The sequence below is a fragment of the Pseudomonas sp. FSL R10-2964 genome (assembly GCF_009600035.1).
Taxonomy (GTDB): Bacteria; Pseudomonadota; Gammaproteobacteria; order Pseudomonadales; family Pseudomonadaceae; genus Aquipseudomonas; species Aquipseudomonas bubulae.
In genome coordinates this window covers 63746-89462 of sequence record NZ_WIWH01000006.1, presented here as the reverse complement: position 1 = coordinate 89462, position 25717 = coordinate 63746, and the positions used below count along the sequence as shown (strand labels likewise).

General features: G+C 57.3%; 30 protein-coding genes. 2 read left to right on the top strand and 28 right to left on the bottom strand.

Annotated elements, in window-relative coordinates; genetic code table 11:
- Window positions 1–3: 3 nt before the first annotated feature.
- The 28 genes from GHN92_RS05035 to GHN92_RS04900 form a co-directional block, all read right to left on the bottom strand.
- Window positions 4–2538 carry a hypothetical protein gene (locus GHN92_RS05035; protein WP_153379526.1) on the bottom strand — a complete coding sequence of 845 codons (2535 nt, stop codon included), beginning with the start codon at window positions 2536–2538 and terminating at the stop codon, window positions 4–6.
- Between the two features lie 24 nt (window positions 2539–2562).
- Window positions 2563–4140: a phage terminase large subunit gene (gene terL, locus GHN92_RS05030; protein WP_256666425.1), complete on the bottom strand. Its 1578-nt coding sequence runs from the start codon at window positions 4138–4140 to the stop codon at window positions 2563–2565.
- Window positions 4141–4165: 25 nt separating this feature from the next.
- The gene (locus GHN92_RS05025; protein ID WP_153379522.1) at window positions 4166–4501 is read right to left on the bottom strand and encodes a hypothetical protein; all 336 of its coding nucleotides are present in this window, start codon (window positions 4499–4501) and stop codon (window positions 4166–4168) included.
- The gene (locus tag GHN92_RS05020) at window positions 4498–6945 is read right to left on the bottom strand and encodes a hypothetical protein (protein ID WP_153379520.1); all 2448 of its coding nucleotides are present in this window, start codon (window positions 6943–6945) and stop codon (window positions 4498–4500) included. The genes GHN92_RS05025 and GHN92_RS05020 overlap by 4 nt, the downstream gene beginning before the upstream one ends.
- A gap of 75 nt (window positions 6946–7020) precedes the next feature.
- Window positions 7021–8919, bottom strand: a complete 1899-nt coding sequence (locus GHN92_RS05015) for a hypothetical protein (RefSeq protein WP_153379518.1) — start codon at window positions 8917–8919, stop codon at window positions 7021–7023.
- Window positions 8916–10937, bottom strand: coding sequence for a hypothetical protein (locus GHN92_RS05010; protein ID WP_153379517.1), 2022 nt, complete (start codon window positions 10935–10937; stop codon window positions 8916–8918). The genes GHN92_RS05015 and GHN92_RS05010 overlap by 4 nt, the downstream gene beginning before the upstream one ends.
- Window positions 10937–11467 (bottom strand): hypothetical protein, encoded by a 531-nt coding sequence (locus GHN92_RS05005; RefSeq protein ID WP_256666415.1) that lies wholly within the window; start codon window positions 11465–11467, stop codon window positions 10937–10939. Before GHN92_RS05005 ends, GHN92_RS05010 begins: the two co-directional genes overlap by 1 nt.
- Entirely contained in the window at window positions 11467–11916 is a 450-nt protein-coding gene (locus tag GHN92_RS05000; RefSeq protein ID WP_153379515.1) for a GNAT family N-acetyltransferase, read from the bottom strand. The genes GHN92_RS05005 and GHN92_RS05000 overlap by 1 nt, the downstream gene beginning before the upstream one ends.
- Before the next feature lie 9 nt (window positions 11917–11925).
- Window positions 11926–14076: a hypothetical protein gene (locus GHN92_RS04995; protein WP_153379513.1), complete on the bottom strand. Its 2151-nt coding sequence runs from the start codon at window positions 14074–14076 to the stop codon at window positions 11926–11928.
- Window positions 14076–14663, bottom strand: coding sequence for a hypothetical protein (locus tag GHN92_RS04990; protein ID WP_256666414.1), 588 nt, complete (start codon window positions 14661–14663; stop codon window positions 14076–14078). The genes GHN92_RS04995 and GHN92_RS04990 overlap by 1 nt, the downstream gene beginning before the upstream one ends.
- A gap of 73 nt (window positions 14664–14736) precedes the next feature.
- Window positions 14737–15198 (bottom strand): hypothetical protein, encoded by a 462-nt coding sequence (locus GHN92_RS04985; RefSeq protein WP_153379511.1) that lies wholly within the window; start codon window positions 15196–15198, stop codon window positions 14737–14739.
- A gap of 44 nt (window positions 15199–15242) precedes the next feature.
- Window positions 15243–16109, bottom strand: a complete 867-nt coding sequence (locus tag GHN92_RS04980) for a phage capsid protein (protein WP_153379509.1) — start codon at window positions 16107–16109, stop codon at window positions 15243–15245.
- Window positions 16110–16306: 197 nt separating this feature from the next.
- Window positions 16307–17149, bottom strand: coding sequence for a hypothetical protein (locus GHN92_RS04975; protein ID WP_153379507.1), 843 nt, complete (start codon window positions 17147–17149; stop codon window positions 16307–16309).
- Window positions 17150–17151: 2 nt separating this feature from the next.
- Entirely contained in the window at window positions 17152–17397 is a 246-nt protein-coding gene (locus GHN92_RS04970; RefSeq protein WP_218580725.1) for a hypothetical protein, read from the bottom strand.
- Complete coding sequence (locus tag GHN92_RS04965; RefSeq protein WP_153379505.1) at window positions 17394–18989, bottom strand: portal protein; 1596 nt, start codon at window positions 18987–18989, stop codon at window positions 17394–17396. Before GHN92_RS04965 ends, GHN92_RS04970 begins: the two co-directional genes overlap by 4 nt.
- Complete coding sequence (locus tag GHN92_RS04960) at window positions 18986–19189, bottom strand: hypothetical protein (RefSeq protein ID WP_095018599.1); 204 nt, start codon at window positions 19187–19189, stop codon at window positions 18986–18988. The genes GHN92_RS04965 and GHN92_RS04960 overlap by 4 nt, the downstream gene beginning before the upstream one ends.
- A 4-nt stretch (window positions 19190–19193) precedes the next feature.
- The gene (locus GHN92_RS04955) at window positions 19194–19601 is read right to left on the bottom strand and encodes a hypothetical protein (protein ID WP_141232516.1); all 408 of its coding nucleotides are present in this window, start codon (window positions 19599–19601) and stop codon (window positions 19194–19196) included.
- A gap of 70 nt (window positions 19602–19671) precedes the next feature.
- Window positions 19672–20118, bottom strand: coding sequence for a lysis system i-spanin subunit Rz (locus GHN92_RS24010; protein ID WP_095018597.1), 447 nt, complete (start codon window positions 20116–20118; stop codon window positions 19672–19674).
- Window positions 20115–20624 carry a glycoside hydrolase family protein gene (locus GHN92_RS04945; protein ID WP_153379503.1) on the bottom strand — a complete coding sequence of 170 codons (510 nt, stop codon included), beginning with the start codon at window positions 20622–20624 and terminating at the stop codon, window positions 20115–20117. The genes GHN92_RS24010 and GHN92_RS04945 overlap by 4 nt, the downstream gene beginning before the upstream one ends.
- Window positions 20621–20899 carry a holin gene (locus GHN92_RS04940; protein ID WP_231740659.1) on the bottom strand — a complete coding sequence of 93 codons (279 nt, stop codon included), beginning with the start codon at window positions 20897–20899 and terminating at the stop codon, window positions 20621–20623. Before GHN92_RS04940 ends, GHN92_RS04945 begins: the two co-directional genes overlap by 4 nt.
- Before the next feature lie 90 nt (window positions 20900–20989).
- Window positions 20990–21235: a hypothetical protein gene (locus GHN92_RS04935; RefSeq protein ID WP_095018595.1), complete on the bottom strand. Its 246-nt coding sequence runs from the start codon at window positions 21233–21235 to the stop codon at window positions 20990–20992.
- Window positions 21236–21245: 10 nt separating this feature from the next.
- Complete coding sequence (locus GHN92_RS04930) at window positions 21246–21593, bottom strand: hypothetical protein (RefSeq protein WP_141232514.1); 348 nt, start codon at window positions 21591–21593, stop codon at window positions 21246–21248.
- Window positions 21574–21864, bottom strand: a complete 291-nt coding sequence (locus GHN92_RS04925; RefSeq protein WP_095018593.1) for a hypothetical protein — start codon at window positions 21862–21864, stop codon at window positions 21574–21576. Before GHN92_RS04925 ends, GHN92_RS04930 begins: the two co-directional genes overlap by 20 nt.
- Complete coding sequence (locus GHN92_RS04920; RefSeq protein ID WP_095018592.1) at window positions 21861–22304, bottom strand: RusA family crossover junction endodeoxyribonuclease; 444 nt, start codon at window positions 22302–22304, stop codon at window positions 21861–21863. The genes GHN92_RS04925 and GHN92_RS04920 overlap by 4 nt, the downstream gene beginning before the upstream one ends.
- Entirely contained in the window at window positions 22297–22872 is a 576-nt protein-coding gene (locus tag GHN92_RS04915) for a hypothetical protein (RefSeq protein WP_178102599.1), read from the bottom strand. The genes GHN92_RS04920 and GHN92_RS04915 overlap by 8 nt, the downstream gene beginning before the upstream one ends.
- The gene (locus tag GHN92_RS24420; protein ID WP_178102598.1) at window positions 22820–23794 is read right to left on the bottom strand and encodes a DnaT-like ssDNA-binding domain-containing protein; all 975 of its coding nucleotides are present in this window, start codon (window positions 23792–23794) and stop codon (window positions 22820–22822) included. The genes GHN92_RS04915 and GHN92_RS24420 overlap by 53 nt, the downstream gene beginning before the upstream one ends.
- 2 nt (window positions 23795–23796) lie before the next feature.
- On the bottom strand, window positions 23797–24105 hold the full coding sequence (locus tag GHN92_RS04905; protein WP_095009759.1) for a CII family transcriptional regulator: 309 nt from the start codon (window positions 24103–24105) through the stop codon (window positions 23797–23799).
- 2 nt (window positions 24106–24107) lie between these two features.
- The gene (locus GHN92_RS04900; RefSeq protein ID WP_256666413.1) at window positions 24108–24371 is read right to left on the bottom strand and encodes a helix-turn-helix domain-containing protein; all 264 of its coding nucleotides are present in this window, start codon (window positions 24369–24371) and stop codon (window positions 24108–24110) included.
- Between the two features lie 90 nt (window positions 24372–24461).
- On the opposite strand from GHN92_RS04900, the gene GHN92_RS04895 reads away from it, so the two are divergent.
- Window positions 24462–25103 (top strand): XRE family transcriptional regulator, encoded by a 642-nt coding sequence (locus tag GHN92_RS04895; RefSeq protein WP_153379497.1) that lies wholly within the window; start codon window positions 24462–24464, stop codon window positions 25101–25103.
- A gap of 16 nt (window positions 25104–25119) precedes the next feature.
- Window positions 25120–25461, top strand: a complete 342-nt coding sequence (locus tag GHN92_RS04890) for a Rap1a/Tai family immunity protein (protein WP_153379495.1) — start codon at window positions 25120–25122, stop codon at window positions 25459–25461.
- Window positions 25462–25717 lie beyond the last annotated feature (256 nt).

Here is a 25717-nt window from a genome sequence, read left to right as displayed (position 1 = left end):
CGATCAGGATTGCGAACCTACGACCACTCCCACTCCGGAAGAAGTAGGCCGAGCCGTATGAATCCTCAACTTGCCAGAGGTGACAAATACGTAGTTACCATCCATGATAAACCCCCCATCCTGATAGTTACCATCAAAGTTAATGTACCCCTTAATCCTTGCTGACACCCAAGAGCTGCTAACAGGAATCTCATTACGCAGAAAATTAGGTGCCATGCGAGGGCTAGTCACTCCCGAACCAAATGTAATAGACGCCAACAGCCCGAACTTATCGCGACAGCCCACGCCAAAAAGTGGTGAGTCCTGGTTCTGCACGTACAGCGCTGTATCAGCAGGATTAGAACTTAGGCAGCTCACATTGAATTCATTATTAGACCCTGTCAGGTAGACCTCTCCAGTAACGGGGTGTTTACCAGCTGATGCCCTTGCCCAGACCACCCGATTACCTGTGGTGGTGCCCTGTGAGTCTCTTGTTTTACCGTTAATCGTGCTATCAATACATCCTTGCCAAGATACCGTCTTGCAATCAGTGATGACAGCACATCCAACTAAGTCCGCTATCTCAAGATGATGCCCTGCCGCCTGAACTACCACATTTGTATCTACAGAAGACTGGATAAATGCTTGACCACCGAGAATGTCGACTGTCGAGTTTTCCAGGCCCGTCATCCAGACAGACCGAGGGCTTCCACCATTAGGAGTAACGCCACGTATATTTTTAGCGATAACGCTCGAATTCCATATCTTGTACGGAGTATAAAAAAAGTCGATATAAACGCTGTAGTTACCTTGAGCTGTAGCCTTGGTGTTGTAGCCTCTTGCTCCATCAAGGGTAAGCCCTGGACAGCTCATGAATTTAAGAGCAGCGTTATCCGTAACCCCGACGCTCCCTCCGCCTTTTGCTGTGGAGACGTCCGCATTCCAGACCCATGTGAGATTTGAGGTGGACGGATCGCCAAGACCACGACTCTCCTGCGCGACTATGCGGTGGCCATAGCCTTTCATTACTATCTGTCGATCACTCCTGACCCGATCAAGGCTAAGCTCCAGGTTATTGGCAGCTGTCAGTCTGCGTATCCGGCCTCCTGAAATGCTTACGTCAGTCAGTGCATCTACCTTTATAAGCCAGGGGTTTAAGTAGGATGCTTGCGTGCGCGCTTCAAGCGCGACCTTGAAGGCATCAACTGCGGTCACCTTTACGAATTCAAAGTAAAACGAACTTCCCTCAACCCCAGAAACGCCGTCGATGTTTTCGATGCGGATCATCTCGCCAACCGAAAACTGGGCAGCGTAGTCTCCAGGTATATCTATTGAACCCTTCGCTAGCGCTCCTGTAAATCTAGCGGCATTACTTAGCTTGCTGATAGTGGGCGCCCGGTAGGCCAGTCGAGTACCGGTAGTAAGTACGAGCTGGGCTGATGAGGCGGATTGCACTACGGCAAAATCGAAACCTGCTTCGTTATATGCTTGGCTCCCGCCATTCGACAGCTCTATCATGACGATATCACCAGCAGTATATGCTGAGAAATTATCATTAAACGTCGTTGTGCCAGCAGGGTAAGCGTCGAAGTCACCAGCAAGAGTAACCGATGCGGACTTCATTGCGTCCCGGCCAGAAAGTTCAAGGCCGAAGTTTAGGAAGGCATTCTTACGCAGCACAACAGAGACAGGCTTACTATAAAAAATATCGGGTCCTGTATAAACACCATCAGGAATCTCGACGGACAGGCCATGCAAGCCTGCATACTCAAAAGCAGCAAACACGGCAGCACTCGTAGGAGCCAAAGGCACAACATGCTGAAGAGCATTCGCAACGGTGCCACCATAGGATAAACCTACCATCCCACCACCCTTGCTAGGGTCCACAGGGTTGGCGAGGTCGATCGCCAACTCAGTGCCTGACCCACTCGCAGGCAAAACACTAATCGGCTGACCAGCAGCATCAAACCCCATAACCTTGTTGGCGCGGGATGAGGCTAGCGGCAACTGAGTGAGTATCTCCCCGTTTGAAACTCTTACCGTACGAAGCATTTGCGTATCGGTGTATTGAGTCGTATCGAGCGTCAGCTCATCAGCATATTTTTTTGTTACTGCATCCTGAGAGTTAACCGGGTCATGCAGATCGCGAATCCCATTTCCCTTTGCCTGGTACCAGCCTCTCCCGTCGACGTCGAAATAACCGAGACGCAACGAGCGGCTCGCCCAGCGCAGAAGCTGCTTGAGCGCCTGCCAAATTCTGTCGAAGTCCCGGTTAACCGTTGAGGAAAGAAAGTCACCATTTTCCTGATAGTCATTCAGGCGCTCAAACGGAACGTCTAGCTGCAGATAGATATCGGTTTGATCATCTGGTGCTACCGCGAATGTAAGGGTGCTGGTGGGATAGCCAACATTGGTGACGGTAAACCCTGAACTTATCTCTACCCCGTCAATAAAAACGTCTATATCGGTCGCGGACAGTAGCAAGAAGGGGATGGTGAATATCTTTGTCACACCGTTGCCGGTGTAACGCTTGTCGGTGGGTCCTTCTGGAACTGCCATGGTCTGCCCCTTGGTGGTGGCGGGTTAGTAGTCCACTTGAACTTCATGGACGCCCGCATCTGGACGCCAATCGTCACGCCGGGCCTCTGTCGGTTTCCCGACTATTCGGCCAATGCGTACGGGGGTTTGGCTGATGGCGCCAGCGCCTGAGTCGAGGTAGTCGTCGGCCTGATTGGTCAATGCCGGGTTGAAATCGCGCATCTGGTCCCACAGCGGGCCGCGCAGTACGTCGACGTGTGCCCACAAGAAGCGGGCCGACAACGGCGATTCAAAGGCATCAAGGATGCGTTTCTGTTTGTTGGTGCTCGAGTATTCTTCCCCTACCCCGCACCCGGTGCCCTTGAGCGCCTGTTTCAGAATCGTTGGAACGAATCCACCCGGCCCGTTGGTTTCAACGATGACGCGGGAGATCTGGTACTTGATGACCAGTTCTCGCACCTGGTGCACCTGACCACCAACAATTCGGTCGCGACTATCAAACTCGGCGATTTCACCGGTCAAGCCCTCGGCAACGTGCCAGTAGAGCTGGCCGCGCGCATCGGTCAGTAGCAACGTGAAGGCTGAGGCGTCTGACTTGATCTTGCCCAGCGAGCAGTCCCAATACGCCACTGCACCGACGATCTGGGTCGAACCCAAGAACATGGCCACGGCGTTGTTCGCGTGCCGCATGGTGGGCTGTACGTCGTAAGGGATAATGCGTGCCGGATCCAAACGAACCTCCGTAATGGGTTTCGAGTGGAGCTGGTACTGCGAATCCCATTCATTGATGGTGCGGGTTTTCTTGCGGCGGTCGGCCAGTTCTGCGGCGTTGAAACGCTCAGGCCATGCGCTACCGGCGTAGCAATCGACCAACGTACCGGGCGGTGTAAAGAAGGCAATGCCGGTTTTCGTCAGTTGATAATCAACGCCCAGCACCAACAACCGGGCATGTTTGCCAATACCGGAAAACACCACGTCCGGAACAAACGGCACGTCGTAAGCGTTGAGCTTGGCGTCATCAATGCGGTACTCCTGGCCAAACATGCGAATTGTTAGGCAGTCAGCCCCCAAGCCCTCTACCTCGTCATAGAGGCTGTCATGGGTATGCGGGGTGCCGATGAACAGCTGGCGTGCCCCTGGCACCATGATGTGGATCTGTTCACCCAGCCGGTACCGCATCTTTTCTCGCGCTTCGGGCGTGCCGATGTTGCGCGGTACCTCAACATCATCGTTCTGACATTCATCCGCCCGGGCAGAGGTGACGTTGGACAGGATGCCTTTGGCGAACATGCTGCCGTTTCGGCTATCCACCGCACCCAGAACCCACCACTGTTCAACTGTGCCCTGGTTATGGGGCAGCAGGTGGCGAGTCAACGGATGATTGCGAATGACGTTCTGAGTGTCCCGGCTGGTCTTGTAAGCCGTCGGGTCAGACTCCGACTGGTGCAGGATTCGATAGGTTGGGTCGCAGTAGTACCGCCAGGCGTTGTACACAGCCAGCAATGTGGACTTACCAAACCCACGGAAACAGCGAAGCACCGCAAGGTTGCCGCGGTGCTCCAGCCAGTAGCAGGCCCGGACGTGAATGTCCGGTACCGCCCAACGCATGCGCTTCGCCCACATCAGGAAGAAGACCAGCAGCGACACCTTAGTGGACATTGGCGCCCTTGCTTGCTCGCTCCAGCAGCGCCATAGCCTGGCGTTCAGCCTGGGCTACCTCTTCGTCAAGCTCCTTTTCCTGATCATGAAGGGATGGGTCTTTATCCTTGGACAGAGTGCTGGTGATGTTCATGACCTTCACCAGCAGGGTCATCGATGCCGCCGCATTTTTCTTCGACCAGTACCGATTTCCACGCTCTTCCTGAGTCAGCTCAGCAGCAGGCTTGCCAGCACCTGGCCACGTAGAAGGGTCCGCCTCATTGATCACCACGTCAGCTAAGCCAACCGACAACTCCTGCAGACGAGCTATTTGATCCAGTCTCATCGACTCGCTCCCACAGCGGCACCAAGGTTTGGTGCGCGATCGGGAGTTGCTTCGCCCGGCTCCCACCAGAACGATTGCCCGAAGTCTTTTTGTGCACGGCGCGTCATCCGGCGCAGGTACCCCGGGGACAGCAGCTCTTGCATGTCATGGAAAACGGCATGCTCAAACGCCGCTTTGGTGTACCAGCTGCGAATAAATGGGGTGTTCTGGTAGCCGATACGGAGAAGGTTCGCTCCCACGTCGGCAGGCTCTGTACCCATCTTGAAGACGCTGCCGGCCGTCAGGCCAACATCAGCGGCTGTGCCGTATACAGGGCCAAGCAAGCCCGTTAGGTTTGACTGACCACCACGGTTATCGCCACCGAGGCCGGTATTTAGAATGTCGCCGAAGATCCCGACACCACCGCCACGCAAAGCAGCCTGCACCCAGAACTTGGGATCATTGATGTTGCGCGGGTCACGCCCGTTCATGATGTCCATCAACTGGTTGGTCATTGCGCCAGCCATCAGCAGGCCAGTGAACACCGACGCGGAATAGGCGAGCTTGCCTGCGGTCGTTTCGATCTGTGCGGCGCGCTTCCAGTGGCGTTCAAACATTGCCACACCAAAGGACTTGAACAGGGTCAGGTGGCGCAGGGACTCGCCGCCGATGCTGCCTGACTGAGTCCCCTGGCGCAGGGTTGCTCGCGTCATCAGGCCCGGCAGGATTGATGTGAATTCAGCCTCGTTCTGGATGTATCCCAACAACTTGCCGACGGCATCATTCTTCTGCTTTGCACTGAATCCTTGCAGTCTCGCAATAGATTCAGGAGTGAGCATGTTCTGACCACGCCAGTTCTCAGGCGATGCTGCCTGCCAGACAGCCCAATCTTCCTGGTTGATGCCGTAGCGCTCGAGCCGTGCCTGTAGTTTCGGGTCGGAACCCCAAGGGCTGCGGGTGTCGCTGGCCATGCGCGACATGATCTCAACCGAGAATCCGCGACGCATCGCAGTGGTCCACCCCTCCAGCAGGGTGACTTTCATAGTTGCGTTGGCAAGCTTCGAGGTCCAACCAGCGGACAGGTTGTCAGTGTGGAAGGTGACCATGTCCGAAGTGATGCTATCCATGCCTATGGCCATGCGCGCAGCTTCGGCGCGGTACTCTGGAGAAACACTTTTGAGGGCGCTCACCAGCGTCTTACCAATGGGTAGCCCGTGGTACGCGCTGGTAATAGCCAGCGACTGCATGTCGCCGACCATAGATGTGATCAAAGTAGCCTGTAGCTTGGCCGCCACCATGAAGTTACGGATACCCTGGTTGAACTCAGCAAAGCGAGCATTAACCGGGACGCCCAAGCTGCCATTTAGCACGTTCCACACCATGTCCGGTGTTGCGCCAAACTCGGTACCGGAAAAGAAGCCGTCACCCTTACCATCTTTCATCTTGGCCGTGTCATGCAGCAGGCGATAAGTCTGAGCAGAGTTAGGCCCGAGCTGCTCGATCATGACCGTGTCCTTGATTTGGGCATGCACGGAGCCCTGCATCGCTTCAAATACTGACGTTGGCCCGAAGTCCCGCATGTACTCGAGGTATGAGTCACCGTCTTTAAAGTGAATTTGCCGGTGGGCATCGTCGTGTTTGGCCGCGCGGCTTGCGCCACCTGCAGCGCCCGGCGTCATTTTGTTGAGGCCGTCTGTCTTCAAGGTTTCGTGGGCAGCCAGCAAGAAGTCAGTAACGGCCGCATCATTCATCTGCGTGCCGTCCTCATTCAAATAGCGCTTGCGATCCAGCCGGTTCAACACAAAAGCAGCCCAAGCATCTGGAGTTGCCCTGCGAACTTTCACCAGGCTGTGGGGCTGCGGCAGCCAGCCGTAGTCGAGCCGCCCAATGTTCGCGCCGGCGGCGTTCTGCCGTTCCCGGACAGCGTCCATTTGCTCACGCCATACCTTGGCACCCGTCGCGGCTAGCTGGTTGCCCGTGTCGCGCCCGAACACCTCGTGCACAAAGTCACGCTCAGCGGCCTTGTTGGTGATCATGCCCAAAAACTTGGGGGCGGCAGCATCGATGGTTTCCATGATCGAGCCAAACGCCCGGTTGCGCTCACCCTTGATACGGCTGTCCACCTGGCGCAGGCGCTCAAACAAAGCAGAGGTAAAAGGCTGCTTGCCCCCAATGACCGCAGCTCGGGTCTCTTGGTTGGCCAGCTCGCGGGTTTGCGCCAGCAGGTTCTGCCCTTTGCGCTGCGCTGCCTTATCGACGCTGGCCAAGTGGTCGACCATGGCGGCCTGAGCAGCGGCCAACTGACGCTGCTGTTCGGTCATGGAGTTGAATTTGGCGGGATCGGTGCGGGCCAAGTCACGGATGTGAAAGCTGATCTTGTCCTCGATCGCTTGGGCCTCGGCCTTTTTGAGCGGACGGCCAATGGCCTGTTCAACTTCTTTGATGCAATCAGCGCGCATCGCCATGGGCTTGCCTCCAGTGGGAATGAAAGCAAGCCTATGAGGGAGAGGTAGACGGTTTCCCGACTATTTGAGATGGCGTTACAGGCGCAGCAAGCAACCAATGGCAGCTGTGTATGAAGACGCTTCGCGAACACCGACAGCGTGTTCAGCCTCAATCTCAGCAAGCACTTGATCTGCGCGAGCACTGGTCGGGTTGCCATCAGCGTCATAGCCCGTTCGCACTAGTGCCTCTGGGTTTCGGGCCACAGCTCCGCGCAACAACTGCAACTCGGCGGACTCAGCCCGGGAAGCTGGTCTCCCTTCACCATCCGGCTTACCACCTCCGCTTACCACCTCAGGGCCCGATTTATCAGGAGTGGTAACTTTCGGGGCTGCTGGTTTACCACCTGCTGGTAAGTCGGGTTTCGGCGCCGGAGCCTCTACCGGCTCACGCGGCAAGGTAGCCTCGTATTCACGCACCAGCACATCCAGCTCCTCTCGAGCGGCTCTCTCATCAATCTGGCGCGGGGTCATGGCTCGTTTGGCTGCAGCAACACCATCCGCCAATGGCTTGCGCTGAAAGCCTTGGATGATTTCATCTGCTCGTGCATTAAAGCGCTCATCAAGGCGCGCAGGCAGCTCACCACGATCAAGGGCATTCAGCTCTGCCCGGGCCTGCTCGGCGGAGCGGTTGCCGGTCAGACTGTCATTCAATTCGGATTGACGACCAACCAACTGCGATCTTTCCTCGGCAATGGCCTTGCGCGCAGACTGCTCGGCCTTTTTTCGGCCTAGGCCCTGCCCCTGAAATTCTTTGGCTTTGGCGCGGAAGGTGCTGTCCAGGTCATCAAGGGTTTTACTGACGGTGGCCAGCTCTGCGCGAATATCACGAACGTTTGGCAGGCTACCGGCTGCAGCTTGCTCAGCTTCGGCACGCACTACCGGCAACAGTTCCTCCCTGGCGCTGGCCAACGCTTGATCACGACTTGGCGCAATCACTGGAGACTCATCACCGGCCCGCAAGAAGCTGGCCGACTGGATGTTGTCCGGCAATACAACAGGTTCACCGCGGTTGATCGAATTGATGGCCGCGCGCAAAGCATCCTGGTGGGCAACGGCTGATCGAGAATCAACCGGCAACCCGGGCGCCGAATCAATGTCGGCATGCTGGGCGTTGCGATCAGCCAAAGCTGCATCGACCTGGTCCGTGGTTGGTCGGCGCATGGTTGCTCGACCGATACCAAAGAACGCGGCGCCTAAAATGGCATCCGTGGCAATGGCTGTAGCATCGAGCGCACGGTATTGCGCAGCCTGAGCGTGATACCCACTCGACTCCAATATCTGAGCAGAGGTCGAACGGTGAGCCAGGCCCAGCCCAACGTTGGCGCCAATGGCCAGTCCGGCATCACCGATCAGGGTTTTCGCAAAACCAGCAGCAGGAATAGCCGCTCCCACCCCGGTAACGACACCCTCCGTGATACCCAGCCAAGTAGCCGTTGACTCGTCAATACCCTCTTCCATAGCCGTGCGCTTGCGCGAGTAGCCTGCTGGGCCACCCGCAGCGGCAGCGGCGCCAGCTGGCCCAGCAAGAACAGCACCTGCCAATGTACGCGGGAGGATCGCAGCAGCTTCACCGATGATCTGGCCGGCAACACCGACCTCTGTAGGGGCAGGCCGATAAGCCTTGGCCATCTCACCAACACCTTCGCCCAGTGTTTCTTGGCTGGCCTCTTCGGCACTGGTGACGTTGGGTGTCCCGCCGAACTTCGGCTCGGGCAGCAACAGGCTAGCGGTAGCATCCAGCCCGCCTTGCCAGACCGAGCTGAGTCCAGATTCAACTGCGGTACCGGCCTCGATGCCGCCGCGCAGAAGGTTTGGACCTACAACATCAAGGGCGCCAGTGAAGAACCCCGGTTTGAGTTTTTCATTTGTACGATCAAGGCGCTGGTCCTGGCTCAGCGCCTCATTGTCTTCGACCAATCCATCGAGCCAGCTCATTTGACTTTCACCACCATGGGTTGATTAGTCACCGGATCAACCTGCACCCGGCCCGCATTCATCAAGTAATACGAGCCTTCCTTGCCCGGTACCGGAGATAGAGGCATGTCCTCCAGTTGGCTGATAGGGAGTTTGCTGTGCATGGATAGGCCTTCAAGCTGCATATCTACAAGCGCGTTGAAAGTCCCCTCCTCCATTTCGTATGGTTTGATCACCTTGTCGCCGCCCCTTTCCATGATGCCGCCTGTAGACATTTCAGCAGCCTGATCAGCTAAGTCACGATCCAGCTCCGGAGCAGGCCCATCGTGTTTGATTCCCTTGGGCCCGGACATACCGGCATACAACGACTTGAATGCCAGATACGCCTGCTCCCGCTGCGGTGTACCAGGTACCAATGCATTGCCGACGGCTTTGTCGAATGACTCCCGAAACACAGCGTCCTTGGGCATTGGCGTTGATTTGTCAGTAAGTACCTTGGCGCCAGACAGCAGGGTCCGGGGAACGTCAGTACCATCAGCCCCCTTGAGCCCACGGAACTGAGCCATGCCCGCGAGCATAGTGATGGGCTGGTCAGCAATAAGCGGTTTGATGGCTGCGGCGTACTCCGCGCCCGAAGGGGATGAGCTGGCAATAACACCCAGCACCTGCAATTTAGTGCCGTCATCCGCCTGTTCAAGCAGCGATTTCAGCATGGTCTGCTCTTCGGGCTTCCATGGGTTGCGAGCAACCTCCGGACCGTATGCCTTGCGCACAGAGTTGACCACGTCGAAACGATCAGCGATCTGTTCGCCCAGCTTCTGCTGGCCTTCTTGGGTCATAACTCCAGAAACGTCGAGCGGCTCCACATCGACACCGGTTCGCATTGCGTTGAAGGTCAGCGGGTTCTCACGCAGCATCTTGGTGTTGTAATCGACAGCAGTTTGCAATCGGGTGACATTGGCCTGCTGGGCAACGCTGGCACCATTGACCTGCATCTGCTGACGCTTGCGGTCGATGTACTGCTGCTGCTCGGCCAGTGGTGCCCGCAGCAGGGTTTGCACCTCGCTCATCTCCTGCATACGTGTATTGAATTCGCCTGCGACGGAGGTGCCAGATAACACAGACTTCCAACGCTGCTGGAGCGCTGGTGGTGGTGGCACCCCGGTAGCTGCCTGCTGGTCCATCTGGGTGAGTACCCGCTCGGCTTTCATCTCACGCATTTCTGCCTGGCGCTGCTGATGTTCCTTCACCTGGAAAATCCGGCCACTGACAGTGTTCAGCAACTGGTTACGCTTCTCCGGATCAAGCTTTTTGGAATAGAAACCGTCCTCAGCCGTGAGGTCATGCTCGACCTTTTGCAGGCTGGCCAAGCTCTCGCGCGACTCAATAACGCGCTGGGTGGCATGCGTAGACCAGTTACCATCCTTAAATTCCTGTTTCTTACTGGTCCACCCCTCGCCGAACGCCAAGCGCCCTGCTGTATCAATATCTTCGGCATCCATCCGCGCGTTGATCTGTTCGACATTTGCCCCGGGCATGGCAGCATCTTTGCCCAACATGTCCATGCGCGATGTCAGATCACTCTGGGCCGAGAGGATGCGCCCCTTAGCAGAGGCCGTGCGCACGCTCTCCAGTCCGCCCAGCTGGATGCGTTTCAGTGAGTTGCCAATTGCGCCCTGCTCAGCTTCATTAAGACCGGGAGTTTGCAGTGGCTCCAGCTGCGCCACGGCGGTGCTGTAGGCCTCCTCTGATTTTTCATAACTCAACTGGCCGGTACGCATCTGCTCATCAAGATCGGTAGCAATGGTCTTGATTTGCGACTCACGGTCGATCACTGCGTTGCTGGCTTTTACTCGAGCAAGGGCCTGATCCTCTTTGATCCGCTCATCCATGATATTGAGGCCGACATTGACCAGTGTGCTGGCCACTTTCTGTGCTCCCCGGTTCTGCAGGCCGGGATCAGGGGTTATGACGCGGTTCTGTACAACATCCTGCTGCACATTGACCTGGCCAAAATTACCAAGAGGGATCTGTGCCATTAGGCGTTCCCCCCAACTCTCGGTGCTGTGCCGTTAACTGATGCCTTCCAGCCCATCATGGCGAGCGATGAACCAGTGTTCAGCACGCTGCCCACGGCCTGAGAGTTTGCCGCCGACTGAGCCTGGCTGCCTGCCAGCTTGTAATTGCTGGAATCAACGTAACCGCGGGCCTTTTGGTTTTGCCCGTTGAAGATGGTCAGCGCAGCGTCTTCCTCGGCGTTGCCGATAATTTCCTCGTTGATGTTGATTGCGGTACCGGCGCCAGTCTCAACACCCGAGGCAGCCAGTGCAGCATTGGCCTCACTGGACTGGTTACGGGCCAAGCGACGTATACGGTCAGCTTGCACTACCGAAGCGCTTGCAGCGGCATCAGCGTCTTTCTGAGCCTGTTCTGACTGCGCGTCAGCGTTGAGACCTGCCTGCTTGGCCGTCTGATTGCCCGAGTAAACTGAGTACGCGGTGCCCGCAACAGCCGCAGCAGCAGCAATGTACCCACCATATGCAGCCATAAACGCAGCGCCAGCGGCCATTAGATAAGCTCCTTTTGAAATAGGGGCGCGAACAACTCAAGCCCCAATGATTGATACAGCCGGGATGTGCCCTCGACGTTTACGCCGGTGCCTATACCCATCTGCATATGCTTGGCGCCCTTGATCAGGGCCCAGGCTTCGAAAGCACGGATCAAGCGAATAGCCGTGACGCCATGACGCGTGGTGGGGTCAATGAACAGGGAGTAGTCATAAGCCACCAGGTCATCGTTGAACCACTGATCAACGACCGCCCCCGCCATGCCGCCGACCACAACGCCTTCGACCTCAGCCACAAACACCACGCCGTTCGGCCCATTGATCAGCTCATGCAGGAAGTTGCCCGATTTGGCCGCGTTGAAAGCCATCGTTGAATAGCTGCTGGTGGCATGCAGCAACGTGCCCAGCTCAATAAGGCGGGGAACATCGGAGTGTTTGGCAGGCCTGATCATGGTGTCCCCTCAGTCGTTGAATGTTGCTTTTTTGATGATGCACAGCAGATGGAATGGCAGCGGTTGGTCCTGGGAGATTTCCAAAGTGGCTTGGCCACGATCCCACCCGAGGTTCTCCATGCGGTGAACCCCTGTGAACAAAGCTGGTGGCTTGTCGAGCACCTGAGCCCCGAGGTTGCGGAACGCCACGGTTTGGCCATTGATTTTGCAACCGATGGTTTCGAGGAATCGCAGCGACACCTCGCCGATGCGCATGCTGTTGCCCTGCACGCTGCCGGTATTGCCGGAAACCTCAGGGGTTAGCGTTTTGATCCGAGTCTTGAAGTTGAGACCGATCGAAGTGGTGAGTGCGTTACGGGGAATGGTGACTTGGCCACCGGTGACCAGCTGCTGTTGCATGACAACGCCGTCAGCAACGATATCCACCATCTTGCCTTCCAGGTGTGAGAGCCCACCCCATACGGCCTGACCCTCAGCGCTCACAGCATTCACGCCTGAGTCGACGCGAACATTGGCGGTGAAGCGCTCGATGTAGCGCACGTTCTGGCCATTCACGTTGCGGCGCACCACCACCCATACCTGATCACCATCGGCAGTAGGGATCGATGCCGCAGACTCAAAAGCCCCGTCAGTGATCTGGCGGGCCCAACCAACAACGTCCTGGTCACGATCCACGGTCATGGTGGCCATCACGCCATCGGCACGCACCATGTAGAGAATTGACTCAGGCTCCTGCTGATACGCCATGTCGATGATGCCGGACTTGGTGGCGTGCTCAGACAGCACGGACATGTCAGGCGAACCAAAGGTGTCGGAATCGTACTTATAGGCCATGGCCCGTAGCCTGCGGTTGGAACGCTGAATGAAATACAGCTCGTTGCCAATGCGCACAGGGCGTACACGGTTGCAGCCATACACGGATGGGTTTTTTGCACGGATGTTGGTCGGGGTGATTGCCTTCTCTACCCCGCCACTGACCGTGAATTCACCGCCATAGGTCAATGGAATCAGGGCGTTAATCTGGCCTATGTGCAAAATCGGGTTGATCTGGTCAGACGACAAGTTGTAGGAAATAGCGTCATCGTCTTTGGTACCCAACTCGAAGTTCAGGTACTCCCCAGTGCGCGACTCCCATATGGTTTGGGGGAAATTCGGCGAGCCACCCAAGGCAAGGCGTTGCTCGTACAGGGTGCCTGCACCCGGGTAACCGTCCACATCGTTCCAGACCGAAGCCTCAAGCGACCAGGCATTGGCAGGTGACGCAACAACGGACGTGGGAGCTGATCGGATGATGCCCGACACCACTGTGGGACTGGTGTAAGCACTGACCTCGAGCAGGCCACCATTGATCTTCACGAACTTACCAATGTCGTTGGCGCGCCAGCCGGCAAGACCCAGCGTCATGGTGACGACCCCACCCACAGGGGTGAAAGCGCTCAAGGTATTGGTGGTTTGCGGTGATCCTTTCAAAGACCAGGTGGGGCGCGTGGTTGCACTGAATGCGTTGAGCACCTCAACAGTGGCCACTGTCGGGCTGGTGATTGCCGTAATACGAGCGATGCCGCCACCAGCCCAGATTTCACGGCCAACATCAGCAGCCAGAAAGGCAGCCTCTGCGGCTGTTGCTGTGCGACCGATGCCAACAGCTGGGTCGCTGAGTGTGATCTGGGTCAGAAAGTCTATACCCTTCTCGTCAAAGGGTTTGGTTACGAACGGTGCAGGGGCAAGGGTCCATTCAGCATTGGTGATGCGGCGTAGCCTCTGCACAGGCACGGCATTGTTGAAAATGAACATGGTGTCAGCACCCTGCACGTAATCCATGCGCTCAAGCATGTCGTGGCTATAAGGGCTGACTAGCTCGATACCGCTGTAGCTGCCATCGGCAAAGAAGATCCTCACGTAAAAATCACCAAACTCAACCATGTACGCCTGCGAGGCGTTGAAGACGTAAGGGATCAGTCGGCACTTCTTGTCAGGAAACTTGGCGGGGGCGCACATCAACGTGCCGTCACGACGAACACAGCCGCCATGAATGACCGGCCAAGCGTTCTCAATGATTTCGGCGCCGTTCTGGTACCGGGCAAGATCGACCCGGCCCAGCATGCGCGGGGAGACTTCACCGGCAGTGAAATTGGTTTGGATCAGTGTCAGACGAGGCATTACCAGCCACCTCCGAAACGAGCCCGCAGCAGTCGCTCGTCACCAAGGGTTTGTGGCGGATCCTCTTGACCGTCAACGGCGCGCGCACGCTTGAGTGTCATTTCAAGCTTTTGCTCGAATGACTGCTGCAAGGCGGAGGACTGGGTCACCGGATATGCCAATGCCGCAGCCATGCCCAGCGTCACCAGCTTAACCAGGTGCGCATCCCATGTGTTTTCAACCTCGTTGCGGAACACGTAACGCAGCTCGAGCACGGTGGTGTCAGCCTGGATCGTGCGACCCTCAACCAAGTAATCAATCTGGGAACCGTTGGTACCCACCTCGAGCACGCGCATGAAGTCAGCAGGCAACTCAAAGGAATGCGTGTATCCAAACGCAGGGGCTACCGCATCAGGGGCCAGAACGGCCCGTTTGATAGCGCAGTTCCATGGGTGAGAGCGCAGCATGTCGTCGCGCACTGTTGGATACAGGTTGGCGCAAAGCTTGGCCCTATCCAGGTTCAACTGGTCTGCAAAGTCGTTGATGGTCTGCGCGCCCAGCATCAGCAGCGCGTTGGAGCAGATTGATACACCGGTGGCCATGCTCATCCTCAAAACCTCCAGATAAAAAGACCGGGGCACGCGGCCCCGGTAAGTTATTGCCATCCATGGCCGCCGCGAATCAGTTCTGTCCGGCGTACTGCGCAACCAACGTGATTACTTGGCCTGCCTGCAACGCTGCACCTGCAACAGTGGAGAGCAGCTCACTTTGGTCAGTGGCCAGGCCTTGCTGGGCCACGGCCACTTCAAACAACCCACCGTTGGCAAACTGAGCCTCAGCCACAGCGTTACCAGCAGCAGCAACAGACGTGGCAGCGAGGTAGCGAGCCTGCGAAACCGGATCGCCCAGGTTGATGGTTGAGGACGCAGCGCCAGCCCCGAAGTACAACTTGGTGCCAGGCATCAGGCGAGCACCGAACGGGATAAAGCCCCAGGAGATTTTGTCGCCGATGGCAACGCCACCAGCAGGAACGGTGTAGGTGCTGACCAAAATCTGAATGTCAGCGCCTTGCAGATTGGGCTTAACCAACTGCTGTGGGAGCGCCGCACGGGCTGCGGCTACGAATGCGTTTACGGTTGCCATGGTGTGGCTCCTAAATCTGGACTGAGAGGAAAAGCCAAAGCCGCTTACGCGGCCTCGGTTACAGCGATTTCAACCACCTTCTCTTCCTCAGTCCGTACAGCACCGATGGACTGCTTGGCATAGATCCGGACGTTGAAGCCCTTGCCTGGATCCTCGCCGACCTTGGTGGTGATATCGGCGCCCTTGCCCAGCGTTACGCCAGACTTGGCCCAGGCGTACAGGCGTCGAGTAGCGCCGTCGTAAGGGGTGCGTTCAGATGGAATCCAGGTGAAACCCATCCACTTGCCTTCCACATCGCCTTCCTGCAGGAACTTGCCGGCCATGTAGTCAGCGCTGGTCAAGGTGGCGTCCGCGAGAATGTCGGCAGCCGCAGCAGCCGTGTAGGTGATGAACAGCTCTTCACCGTTGTGGTTGTCCGCTTCGTTACGACGGAACAATTTGCGGGCCTGAATGATCTTGGCCTTGGTCAAGCCAGTGCCGCCCACAACGATTTTCTGGGCAACTGGCAAGATGACGTTGCCGGTGGTCGAGCGCGAGTTGCCGCCCATTGAGGCGATGATCACGTCGTCTTTCGCACGATTGAGCGCTGCAACCATTGCCTTGACGTAGTCCGATGTTGGGTCAACCAACATACGAATCTTGTCCTGGTCGTCGATCATGTCGCCGTCGTCCCAGTCGAACAGATCCACAAAGCGCGTGCTGTGTGGCTGATCATTGATCGGGGTGTCTGCGTGTCGCTGGGTGCGACGCTGCGCAGTACGTTGACCCAGGCGGTTAACAGACTTGGACATGCCGACAATGTTCGGCTCGATGGAAACCCGCGTTTCAAAGCGCGAGGTCATTTGCTGCGCCAGATGGCGGAAGTTGTCCGCAAACTGCTGGACAAAGGCTTCGGTGATTTGTTGGGACATAAGATGCGCTCCAATGCAGATAAGGGATTGCCTGCCGGGTATCCGCATCGCGGGCCGGTATTCCTGGCGTGCATCGGCTTTGCTGCGCCTCGGGGCTTTCTGGGTATCTGCGTGCCATCGCAGGCCAGCCCATTACTGGGATGCCTACGATGTTTGTGCATGGAGGGTGTCGGTTTCCCGACTATTTGCGGAGGGAGTCAGAAGCGGGTTTTAGGCTGGTTGTATTTCTGGTCGTACATGCCGTCGAGCTGAGCCTGGATGCCTTTGCGCTTCGGGTCGTGGGCCGGTAGATCCTGCAGCTGCTGGCGCAACTCAGCCGTCTTGACTGCAAAATCTGCCTCACTGACTTGGGCACCACCATTGATGGCACGGTCTTCCTTGAGTTCTTTGCCAATGTTGGCAGTGAAGGCGATGAAATCCGGATCGTTACCATACTTGGCCATCAGGGCATTGAAGTTGCCCGGTGCATCGCCCTGGCTGGCGAACGCTTCGGCCGCACGGTAGGACGCAGAGACATTGGTGCGGATCGATTGGTCATCACCCCAGACGGCTTTGAGGGCAGCGGTGCAATCCTGCTGGGTCAATACAGCCGCACCACCAATGAGGCCCGGGGCCGCTTTCAAGTACTCGCCAATCACATACTCGACCTGGTCATTGTTCAGGCCTTTGGCATGTGCGCCCTTCAAAAATGATTGGGTGCTCTCGTCAGCCTTGAACTCATCCCAGTTGAAGCCCTCCACTTCGATCTTGGGGGCGTACTCCTCGTGAGTCTTTGGCGGTGCATCACCCGAGCCCATGCGGGTTTCAAGGTGTTTGTAGGCCTCGGCAACCTTGCGCGACGATGCTTCCAGATCAAGGCTGCCATCCTCTTTGTTGGTCCGGTACTTCTCGGGAATGAAGTCGGTGCCGGTGTTGCCGGTGGAAAGCACTGATCCTGGTGCAGGCGCAGTTGCTGGGGTTGCCGGTGTGGATGGGTCGCCACCCTCCCCAGCTTCAGCCATGTAAAAGTGGCCCAGTCGGCCATGAATAAACCAGTTCATCGTTAACCCTCTTGGTCGTTAGCGTCTTCTTGAACGCCGTTGGCACGGTTGATACGGAGTACAACGTGATCCAGGACCTCGCGGGCCCCGGCCTGCTTGTAAGTGGTGAGAACGGCATCGATGCCGCCGACGGTGCAGGCGTTCTTGGCAAAGCGTTGGATCAACAGCTCAAGCACAATCCGGCCTTCGTTGTGATCTTCGAAAACGCGTTTGAACATGTCGTCGACTTGTTCCGGGGTCATGCTCATGCTGCGGCTCCCTGTTGTTTGAGTGCGGCCTCACCGGCCTGCTGCTGCATCACTTGTTGCTGTGCCTGCTCCTGCTGCGCCTGCAGGGCTTGGGCTCGATCCTCACGAATCTTGTCCCGGTCGGCCTTGCTCCGGATGACAGCGGACGGAACGCCCAAGGCTTCACCCTTGAAGCGCTGCGCCTCGTCCATATCGATGTTGTCCATAACGGTGGGATCGACCGCGACAAGCGCTGCAGCACCGGCAACGAACTGGTCAATGGCAGTGACCTCCTCGAGCTTCTGAGACCTGGCCAGCGGCGACAGATAGCGCACGGTGAAGTTGCGCCCCGCCAGTGACTCGGGCGCCGCGCCGAGAATCCCCGCGCGGTAAGCCAGGCCGAAACAACGCTCGATCATGGGTTGCAGGTATTCGGTCTGCAGGCGGCCGTACACCGGACCGAGCAGCTGACGAATCAAGTTCACACGGACGTGCACCTCGGTGGCTGTCATCGCCGGACCGTCCTGTGCCTGGAGCTGATCGGCCATCAGGATCTTGCGGATAGAGCCTTGGAGGCGTGCGATCTTGGTCTCGGCATATTGAAAGTTCGATCCGCTCTGCAGCGGCTTCATGCTGTCCACTGAGTTGGCCACAATGATCTTGCGCGGCCCGACCTTGACCGTGCGTGGGTTCAGCACGCCATCGTCTTCGGCAATCCACATGCCTGCGATGGCCAGATCACCAGCCGCCAAGTCCATGCGGCAAAGCTCGTTGAGGGTGCGTGAATCTGGCAGCGCATCGAACACCGGGCCAACGGCGTAAACGCTGTCAGGGATCATCATCCAGCGCGGAACAACCACCGGCATTTCGTGGTAGCCCGACTCGCTGACCAGCTTCCTGGCTTCTACCTCGACCTTGCAGGATGCAATGGGCATGTTCTTGGCCAGCCTGGCCCCGACCATGTGCGTGGTACGCGGATAGATCGCATGAACGAAGCGCACCATTTCCTGAGGCTTGTCCTTGGCCAGCTTGCGGGTGCTCTCGCTGAGGTTATGTTCCCCGAACTCATTGACCGCCTGCTCAGCCGTGAGCTTGTACTCTCGATAAACCGTATCGATCTTGCCGCCAGCCTTGGATGCCGAGCAGTACACGCTCGCAATTGGCCACAGATCGAAGGTGAAACCGCCCTTCTCCATGTCCTGGTCGATGTACAAGGCAAACCAACCGGCGCACACAACGTCAATCAGCCCCTCAAAGGCGGCAGCGTCGAAGTTGGATGCGTGGATGTTCTGCCAGAGAATGTCGGCGGAGTCGTCCAGCCAGCGACGTTCGTCTTCGCTCTCCTGCCCGACGTCCATGCCGAACCACAGGGAGTTGGCCGGGGTCAGGCCCGACATGATCCCGGACGACAGGATCCGCGCCGCGTCTGTGGTGGTGCCATCGATCATCCTGGCCTTGCGCATCTGCGCCTCCATGGCCGTGATCTGTTCAGTACAAAACCCGCTCCCACGAATCGGGTAGCTGTGGTCGAAGCAATCGCGCCAGACCGACTCATGCGGCGAGCGGAGAGACTTCAAGGTGCTCAGCGTTTTGGCGATCTGGTCGGCTGTCATGATCCGAGGGTTCTCTTACCTTGCTCAAGGACGCTGCCACCGGCGCCAGCGGACGACAGCAAGCTGCTCTCGGCCTTGCGCTTCTTGCGGGTGGCGGTTTCTTCGTTGGCCTTCTGCGCAGCCGTATCAGCGGCTTTTTGGGCCTCAACTGCTGGATCAGGCACATCAACCACTTTCGGCTTGCTTGGCTTGCTTCCCATGGCCTTAACCCTTAACTGCTGGCTCAGGGCACAACCAGCCTTCACTGGTCATGACTGGCTGTTTCAGGGTGGTGGCGTCGATGGCGCCGGTGCTGGTATCGGGGCGGGCCTGAGTTGTGGCCTCGTTGAGGTGCTGCGGATCTAGTACCAGGGGCTCGCCACCCTCGGTCAGACGCAGGGCTTCGGCCTCGGCCTGAGCTTTGGCACCATCACCTGCGGCCATGAAGTCACTGAACCAGTCGGCATCGCCTTCGGCTGGTGTTAGCCATACCTTCCAGCGCCCGCCACCGTTGTGCTTGGCGGTGTACGTGGGTGCGGCTGGGATTTGAGTGATGGCGCCGGTGCTGGTATCGGGCGCAATGGTTGAGAGCGGTTCACCCGGCATCTGCGGGGTAAGGTCTGGTGCTGACATGCTGGAGGCCTCGGTGATGGTTGTGATCAACGAAGGCCAGCATCGGAGAGGTGAGCTGTCGGTTTCCCGACTATTGCGAGACGCTGCGCGTGCAGCTGGTGATGATGAACTGCTGCAGCCCTGCCACCTGGGCAGTCACTTTGCTGTTGGCGGCAACGAGGTCGGCATAATCCTGTCGAGCATCAGCTGCAAGTTGGGGGGTGGCTGCATCAGTGCTGCCGGTGGCGTTGGGATTGGCGGGCACACAGGCGGCGCGGACGTACACGACGCGAGCGCCAGAGTTGAGGTCAGCAACAAGCTGAGGTTTCGAATCTTCGGCATTGCGAATTGCCTCCTGATACTGGCGGTCGATTGAGTCACGGACGGTGATGGCCTGCTCGTATGCCTTGGCTTCGCCTTCCAGCACGCCTACACGGCTCGTTGCGATGGTTAGGCTGGCGCTGACATGGTCGAGACGCCACAACGCCAGCAGCAGGCCAATGACGAGCGCGGCGCAGATACCTGCAAGAGTCTTCATTGGGCTGCCTTGCACTTGGCGTTGCGCTCGAGCTGGCGAGACCAGACGCCCCAGCACCGCTTGTTGCCCGGCGTGGAGCAGTCGAAACCAGCGGCATAGCGATACTTGAGCAGATCGGTGCATGCCTGGGAGTACTCACCTGCGATCAGGTCCCGGCGCATCGATGACGAACGCCAGTTGCCAATGCCGTACTGCCCGGTGAAGTCCATGTACACATCGAACTCCACCTGGTGCAGCTTCACGCCCGGCAATGACGCAGCGAACTGCCTCTCGTCTTGGGTCATCAGGTTGCGAGCCAGTAGCTCGGCGCGCGGACGGGTGATGGTGTCGCCCATCTTCACGGGCTTGCCATCCTCGTAGCGTGTCGAGCCGTGGCCTATGGTCGGCACGTCGCCTTTGGTGGGGATGACGACGGTATCAGTGAACCCCTCGCTGGCCTTCCAAGCCCCGAAACCGGCAAGGCTCACGGTCAATAGCCCGACGGACACACGCTGGCGGGCACTCATCTCTGGCACTGATCGCGCAAGGCCTGGATCCGGGCAGCGCTCTCGTCGTGTTCGCGGCGGTCCTTGCGCACCTGGAAGTACAGGTTGATAAGCAAGCCCAGCACCGCAATGGCAACGCCTGACACACCGATCCAATTGACTTGGGAGAAGAAACCCACCAGGCCGACAGCGCCCCCCGTGAGCATTCCTTTACTGGCGACTGATGCGCCGACTGCCTCAACGATGCTTTCCGGCGCAGGGTTGGCCATGCTGTTGCTCCTGATTGGGGCGCTCATGGGTTGCCTCCAGGGTCAAAAAAAAGCCCAGCGCGGTGGCTGGGCTGCGATGAAGGCAAGGATCATCGGGGCGGGGTGTCGGAATCCTGACTATTTCGAAGCGTTCCAGCAGTCCTGGAACACCTGAGTAGTTTTGCTGACGTACTGGCCTTGGTAGGTTTCAAGGTTGAAGCCACCTACTTCTTGGGCCCACTCCTCAAAGGTCTGGCCACCGCCCAGCAGCTTTTCGGCCTGCTTGCTCAGCTTCAAGGCCAGCTCGGGCAGGCTGTTGTTGTGGGCCCGGCCAGCGGCGTCAGTCAGCTCAATGGCGCGGCGTTCGTTGTCTTCGGTAAGCATTGGTATTTCCTCAGGGTTTGGAGTGATAAGCCCACCAATCGCTTGCAGCGACCATGGGCAGTTTGTCGCGGCTTTCGCCTGATATCTGGCACCAGAGCAGTACCAAACGTTCGCCTTCGCTGTAGCGCGGCTCGGCGCCCTGCTTCCAGCCAATGAGCGTTGTGCGGGCCACATCGATGGCGTCTGCGGCGCTCTGGATCGAGTGCCCGCCGCGCAACACCTCCGTGATGACCCGGAACCAGTCGATGCGCTTTGGCCCTGAGCGGACAGGCGCAGGCGTGTGCAGAACATGCTGCGCGATCGATACGCGAGCTGGCTCTGCAAACAGGGGCATCTGCTCAAGCACTGGGGGCTTCATCACAAGCACCAAACGCGCGCGCACGCGAGGCAGACAAGGTATGAACCTCCACCCCAAGCCCCCTGCCCATCACGTAAGTCATTTCGGATATAACCCGCTTGAAATCCATAACCGGATCATTTGACTCGTCAAAGTGGAAGGGATGCACAGCACGGCGGTACCCAAGCAAAGCCTCTGGCTCTCCCGGCAGTTCAAGGCTTGCGTCAACGCAAAGCAGCACCCAGCCATCAGCAAGCTTGTGCGTGGTCCAGATCAGGGTTGGCAGGTTCATGATGATTTCCCCACAAGAGGGACAACACGCACTGACACGCCCGGTGTTTCGCTGAAACGCTTGCTCAGCGACACATTGACCACCTGCACGTCGTCTTTGAAAACGATGCCGTTGATGCCGTCACAGATGGCCTTGAGCACGTTGTCAGCGTCTGGTTTCTTGGTTGGCATCACATCACCCGCCAGTGCTTCGGCCGTTTTCTTCTTCGACCAGGACGCAGCGACGGAAACCAGAATTTTCATTTCAACCAGTACGGGGCCCCCAATCAGTTCGCGCCCTGCCATGGCTTGCTGTGCTGCCATTGCGATCAATGTTTCGTAGTTGGCCGTTTTCTGCGGCGTGAACATGCGAGCGTGGCCACCGATGGTGCTGACACGCGGCCTGCCCTTCCCCACGGCTTCACCTGGTACAACGAACAAAACAGGTTTCAGGTCAGACATGCGTGTCTCTCCGGATATTGAGCTTGGCCAGCAGCATTGCCCTGGCGGATTGGCCGTTTGATGGGATGCCCTGGGCGATGACCAGCGCTTCGGCTTCCTTTCGGGAGTGCTCGAGCTGGATCTGTTCACGTGGCCGGCTGCTGTCGTTGCCAATACCGTGGGCGATGCGCCCTTCCAGCGGCTGGCCGGTCTGTGCACGGCGCATGACGATGGCGTAGTTCCTTTCAAAGCGTTGCTTGAGCGCCTTGTCGTTGCTCCTGCCTGAGTGCAAGTCAAACGTGCTGGTTGCCTCGGCAGCAATCTTCACGGCCTTGTGGCTGTACTTGCCTGAGCGGGCTTCGTCCCATGCCTGCGCTTCGGATGGCAGTCCAGGTACTTGCAGGCACATGGCGCGAAAAACGTTTGCCGGAGGTGGCCAGCTGAACTCATCCGCCTTGTCCACCAGTGCATTCAAACCGTTAGCGATCTGCTTGCCAGTGATGCCCTTGAGCACCGTGGCCCACGAATGACTCAGATCAGCAGATACGCCGAAATTCGACGTCCAGCGGTGGCCGTACATCTCGCTCATCTTGATCCAAAGGTTGTCCATCAACGCCTGCGACAGCTTCTCTGGCTTGTCGCTCTGCAATGGCTGCTCGCACCTGGTCTGGAGCTGGCAATGAGCCTTTTCGAGCATTGCGTTGGCCTGACTTGGCACCCTGGCCTTGACGGTTTTGGGCAGCGTTTTCGGGTCGAGCGTTTCCATTGGCGGTGCTCCCGCTGGCTTTGGCGAATTGGATTTGGGTGTTCAGGAAGGCGACCAGCTGGTATTCCCACTGGGCCTGGGACTGCTCTTTCTCTGGCCTGACGAACCAGTACGAGCAGAACGCGTCGAGCAGCTCAGGGGTGGCCGCGCTGACGGGGATCTGGTTTTTGAAGGCAATGGCTTTGAAGGTTTTGGGATCTGGCTCCCAGCCTTCGAGCGGCATCGGGAAGTAAGTCCCGCGCTCTAATAATTTAATAGGATTAACGGATATCGGAGGTAGGTTGTTGATCAGGGGTTCGCCTGATTCTGATCCGGTTGTTGATCCTTGGTCGGGGTCGGCGAAAGCACCGGGTTCATTGATGTTTTCCGGTATTTCTTGTGGTTGTTGATGTGGTTGCTGATCGGGTTGTTCATCGGTTGCTGATGATTTGGACGAACCATCCCAATCTGCATTTGGCAGCTGGTAAACAAGGGGTCCAACAGGGGTTATTGCACCTAGGGTGATCAGGCGATCAACCAGCGATCTGACCTTTTGTCTAGTAGGGGATCCAGACTCATGACGGCCACGCGTTGGGGCAATATACAGCTCTTCGCGGAACATTTGTTCGCTCAGTCGCCGCTTCTGTCCAGACACGCCCGTCCTGTAATCCATAAACCGGCGAATGGCGCAGTACAGCTTGAACACGTCCGCTGGCTCATCAGCCAGGGCGCCCCACTCTGCGTCATTGATCTGGAAGGAAGGCACAGTCAGTCCTCCTCGAGTTGATCAACGTGCTGGACGTGTTCCATCCAGCGCTTGGCCTGGTGAAAGATCGCTTCAATATCCCGCTGATTGAAGCAACGCATCTCACCGGGAACGATCTTCAAATCAAGCACGGCCAGAATTTGAGCGAACTGCTCGAACTTCTCCGGCTTCATACGGCTGATCGTCGCCTCGTCGCAACCGACTGCAAGCGCCACGGGGCCGTTACCGATCGATGCAAGGCGCTGCATGAGAACGGAGTAGTTCTTGCGAGCCCTTACGGTCTGCTCTTGGTTCAATGGGCTCGTCGACATAATCAAGCCGCCACTTCGGCGGAACCCTTGAAGCGCTCCGGGTACAAGATGTGAATTTCGGTTATTTCGTGATCGAAAACCCGGCACAAGTTTTCGGCCAAGGATGTTGATGCGCGTTGAGCGCCCCGCTCAATCCGGGAAAGGTTTCCGGTATCGACTGTCTCGCCGACCTGGGCAAGCCGCGCCGAAACCTCGGCGAGTGTCCAGCGGCGCAAGGTGCGCGCTTGTTTTAAGGGAGTCATGGCAAGGCCCTGAGTTGATTTCAAGGAACATTCTGCGCAGCACGCAGATTTAACGCAAGCCAAATCTGCGCTGGACGCTTTGCGTGTAACGCAGTAAGTCTCGAGAATTGCTGAATGGATATCGGACAAAGCATTAGAAAAGCGCGTAAAGCCAAGGGCTTGACGCTAGAAGCTCTCGCCAACCAGGTCGACACCGACACGGGCAACCTGTCACGCCTTGAGCGTGGCTTGCAGGGTGCGAGTCAGGAGCTACTGAAAAAGATCATGGCTGCTCTCGATATGACTATCGGGCATAGCCAGCCGCTCGATGATGGGCATTCAAATGTGCAGATGGCTTTACAGCCAAACAGAGCACCTAAGGAGTACCCGCTGATTAGCTGGGTTATTGCTGGATCGTGGGCAGAATCCCCCGAGAATTTTCAGCCAGGTGACGCAGACGAGTGGATTTCCTCAACCGAAAATGCCGGTGATCATGGTTTTTGGCTCGATGTAAAAGGTGACTCGATGACCTGTTTTGGAAACCCAAGCTTTCCAGAGGGGTCCAGGATATTAATCAGGCCGGAATCAGACTTAGTCAGCGGCAAGTATTATGTCGTACGGCTTCTGGATAGTGGCGAGCAGACCTTCAAGCAGTACGTTGAGGATGCTGGCCATAAGTATCTTCGCCCCTTAAATCCGAACTATCGAACGATAGAGATCAATGGAAACTGCCATTTCATCGGGCGAGTTGTCGACGCCAAAATGACAGGGCTTTGACCCCCCAAGGATGAACATGAAAATTTTGAAATTTGTTGTGCTTGCATCTGCATTAAGCACATCCGGCTCTGCCTGGTCTTATTCAGGTAACGACTTAATGAATTGGCTACAAAGCTATGAATCATCCCAAGCCAATTGGTCTGGCGGCATGTATTTGGGGTATATCGCTGGAGTGGCTGAATTTGGACAAGGCTTTATGTTCTGCGCTCCTAGCAATGTCACTCAGGGGCAAAACGCAGCCATTGTCGCCAAGTACTTGCGGAATAATCCTGAAGAATGGAACCGCCAGGCCTCGGGTATTGCCCTTCGCGCGTTCATGAAGGCATACCCACCTTGCCCTGAAAAGAAAAAAACCTAGACCTCTTATGAAATCTGAGCCCGCCGTCGAGCGGGCTTTTTTTCGTCCCGATGAAATAATCTGCGCTTGACGCAGAAAACAATCTGCGCATAATGCAACCTATGTTCTGCGTGCAGCGCAGAACCCGGCGAAAGCCACCGCTCTTTAAAAACCAATCGCTACACAGCATCGGTCGGGAAAGGCTTTGACGCATCGAGGGTGGGCGACTCCCACGTTGATGCGCCGTATAGACCTCGGTAAGTCGGTGCGCAATACG

Excerpts from the sequence above, each read along its gene's own strand:
- GHN92_RS04925 (WP_095018593.1), bottom strand. The coding sequence starts at position 21,864 with ATGAACCTGCCAACCCTGATCTGGACCACGCACAAGCTTGCTGATGGC.
- GHN92_RS04965 (WP_153379505.1), bottom strand. The coding sequence starts at position 18,989 with ATGACAGCCGACCAGATCGCCAAAACGCTGAGCACCTTGAAGTCTCTC.
- GHN92_RS04945 (WP_153379503.1), bottom strand. The coding sequence starts at position 20,624 with ATGAGTGCCCGCCAGCGTGTGTCCGTCGGGCTATTGACCGTGAGCCTT.
- GHN92_RS05015 (WP_153379518.1), bottom strand. The coding sequence starts at position 8,919 with ATGAGCTGGCTCGATGGATTGGTCGAAGACAATGAGGCGCTGAGCCAG.
- GHN92_RS04995 (WP_153379513.1), bottom strand. The coding sequence starts at position 14,076 with ATGCCTCGTCTGACACTGATCCAAACCAATTTCACTGCCGGTGAAGTC.
- GHN92_RS04940 (WP_231740659.1), bottom strand. The coding sequence starts at position 20,899 with ATGAGCGCCCCAATCAGGAGCAACAGCATGGCCAACCCTGCGCCGGAA.
- GHN92_RS04955 (WP_141232516.1), bottom strand. The coding sequence starts at position 19,601 with ATGTCAGCACCAGACCTTACCCCGCAGATGCCGGGTGAACCGCTCTCA.
- GHN92_RS04960 (WP_095018599.1), bottom strand. The coding sequence starts at position 19,189 with ATGGGAAGCAAGCCAAGCAAGCCGAAAGTGGTTGATGTGCCTGATCCA.
- GHN92_RS04980 (WP_153379509.1), bottom strand. The coding sequence starts at position 16,109 with ATGTCCCAACAAATCACCGAAGCCTTTGTCCAGCAGTTTGCGGACAAC.
- GHN92_RS05000 (WP_153379515.1), bottom strand. The coding sequence starts at position 11,916 with ATGATCAGGCCTGCCAAACACTCCGATGTTCCCCGCCTTATTGAGCTG.
- GHN92_RS05025 (WP_153379522.1), bottom strand. The coding sequence starts at position 4,501 with ATGAGACTGGATCAAATAGCTCGTCTGCAGGAGTTGTCGGTTGGCTTA.
- GHN92_RS04890 (WP_153379495.1), top strand. The coding sequence starts at position 25,120 with ATGAAAATTTTGAAATTTGTTGTGCTTGCATCTGCATTAAGCACATCC.
- GHN92_RS05035 (WP_153379526.1), bottom strand. The coding sequence starts at position 2,538 with ATGGCAGTTCCAGAAGGACCCACCGACAAGCGTTACACCGGCAACGGT.
- GHN92_RS04935 (WP_095018595.1), bottom strand. The coding sequence starts at position 21,235 with ATGCTTACCGAAGACAACGAACGCCGCGCCATTGAGCTGACTGACGCC.
- GHN92_RS05010 (WP_153379517.1), bottom strand. The coding sequence starts at position 10,937 with ATGGCACAGATCCCTCTTGGTAATTTTGGCCAGGTCAATGTGCAGCAG.
- GHN92_RS04990 (WP_256666414.1), bottom strand. The coding sequence starts at position 14,663 with ATGAGCATGGCCACCGGTGTATCAATCTGCTCCAACGCGCTGCTGATG.
- GHN92_RS05020 (WP_153379520.1), bottom strand. The coding sequence starts at position 6,945 with ATGGCGATGCGCGCTGATTGCATCAAAGAAGTTGAACAGGCCATTGGC.
- GHN92_RS05005 (WP_256666415.1), bottom strand. The coding sequence starts at position 11,467 with ATGGCCGCTGGCGCTGCGTTTATGGCTGCATATGGTGGGTACATTGCT.
- terL (WP_256666425.1), bottom strand. The coding sequence starts at position 4,140 with ATGTGGGCGAAGCGCATGCGTTGGGCGGTACCGGACATTCACGTCCGG.
- GHN92_RS04930 (WP_141232514.1), bottom strand. The coding sequence starts at position 21,593 with ATGAAGCCCCCAGTGCTTGAGCAGATGCCCCTGTTTGCAGAGCCAGCT.
- GHN92_RS04970 (WP_218580725.1), bottom strand. The coding sequence starts at position 17,397 with ATGAGCATGACCCCGGAACAAGTCGACGACATGTTCAAACGCGTTTTC.
- GHN92_RS04920 (WP_095018592.1), bottom strand. The coding sequence starts at position 22,304 with ATGTCTGACCTGAAACCTGTTTTGTTCGTTGTACCAGGTGAAGCCGTG.
- GHN92_RS24010 (WP_095018597.1), bottom strand. The coding sequence starts at position 20,118 with ATGAAGACTCTTGCAGGTATCTGCGCCGCGCTCGTCATTGGCCTGCTG.
- GHN92_RS04975 (WP_153379507.1), bottom strand. The coding sequence starts at position 17,149 with ATGAACTGGTTTATTCATGGCCGACTGGGCCACTTTTACATGGCTGAA.
- GHN92_RS04915 (WP_178102599.1), bottom strand. The coding sequence starts at position 22,872 with ATGAGCGAGATGTACGGCCACCGCTGGACGTCGAATTTCGGCGTATCT.
- GHN92_RS04895 (WP_153379497.1), top strand. The coding sequence starts at position 24,462 with ATGGATATCGGACAAAGCATTAGAAAAGCGCGTAAAGCCAAGGGCTTG.
- GHN92_RS04905 (WP_095009759.1), bottom strand. The coding sequence starts at position 24,105 with ATGTCGACGAGCCCATTGAACCAAGAGCAGACCGTAAGGGCTCGCAAG.
- GHN92_RS04985 (WP_153379511.1), bottom strand. The coding sequence starts at position 15,198 with ATGGCAACCGTAAACGCATTCGTAGCCGCAGCCCGTGCGGCGCTCCCA.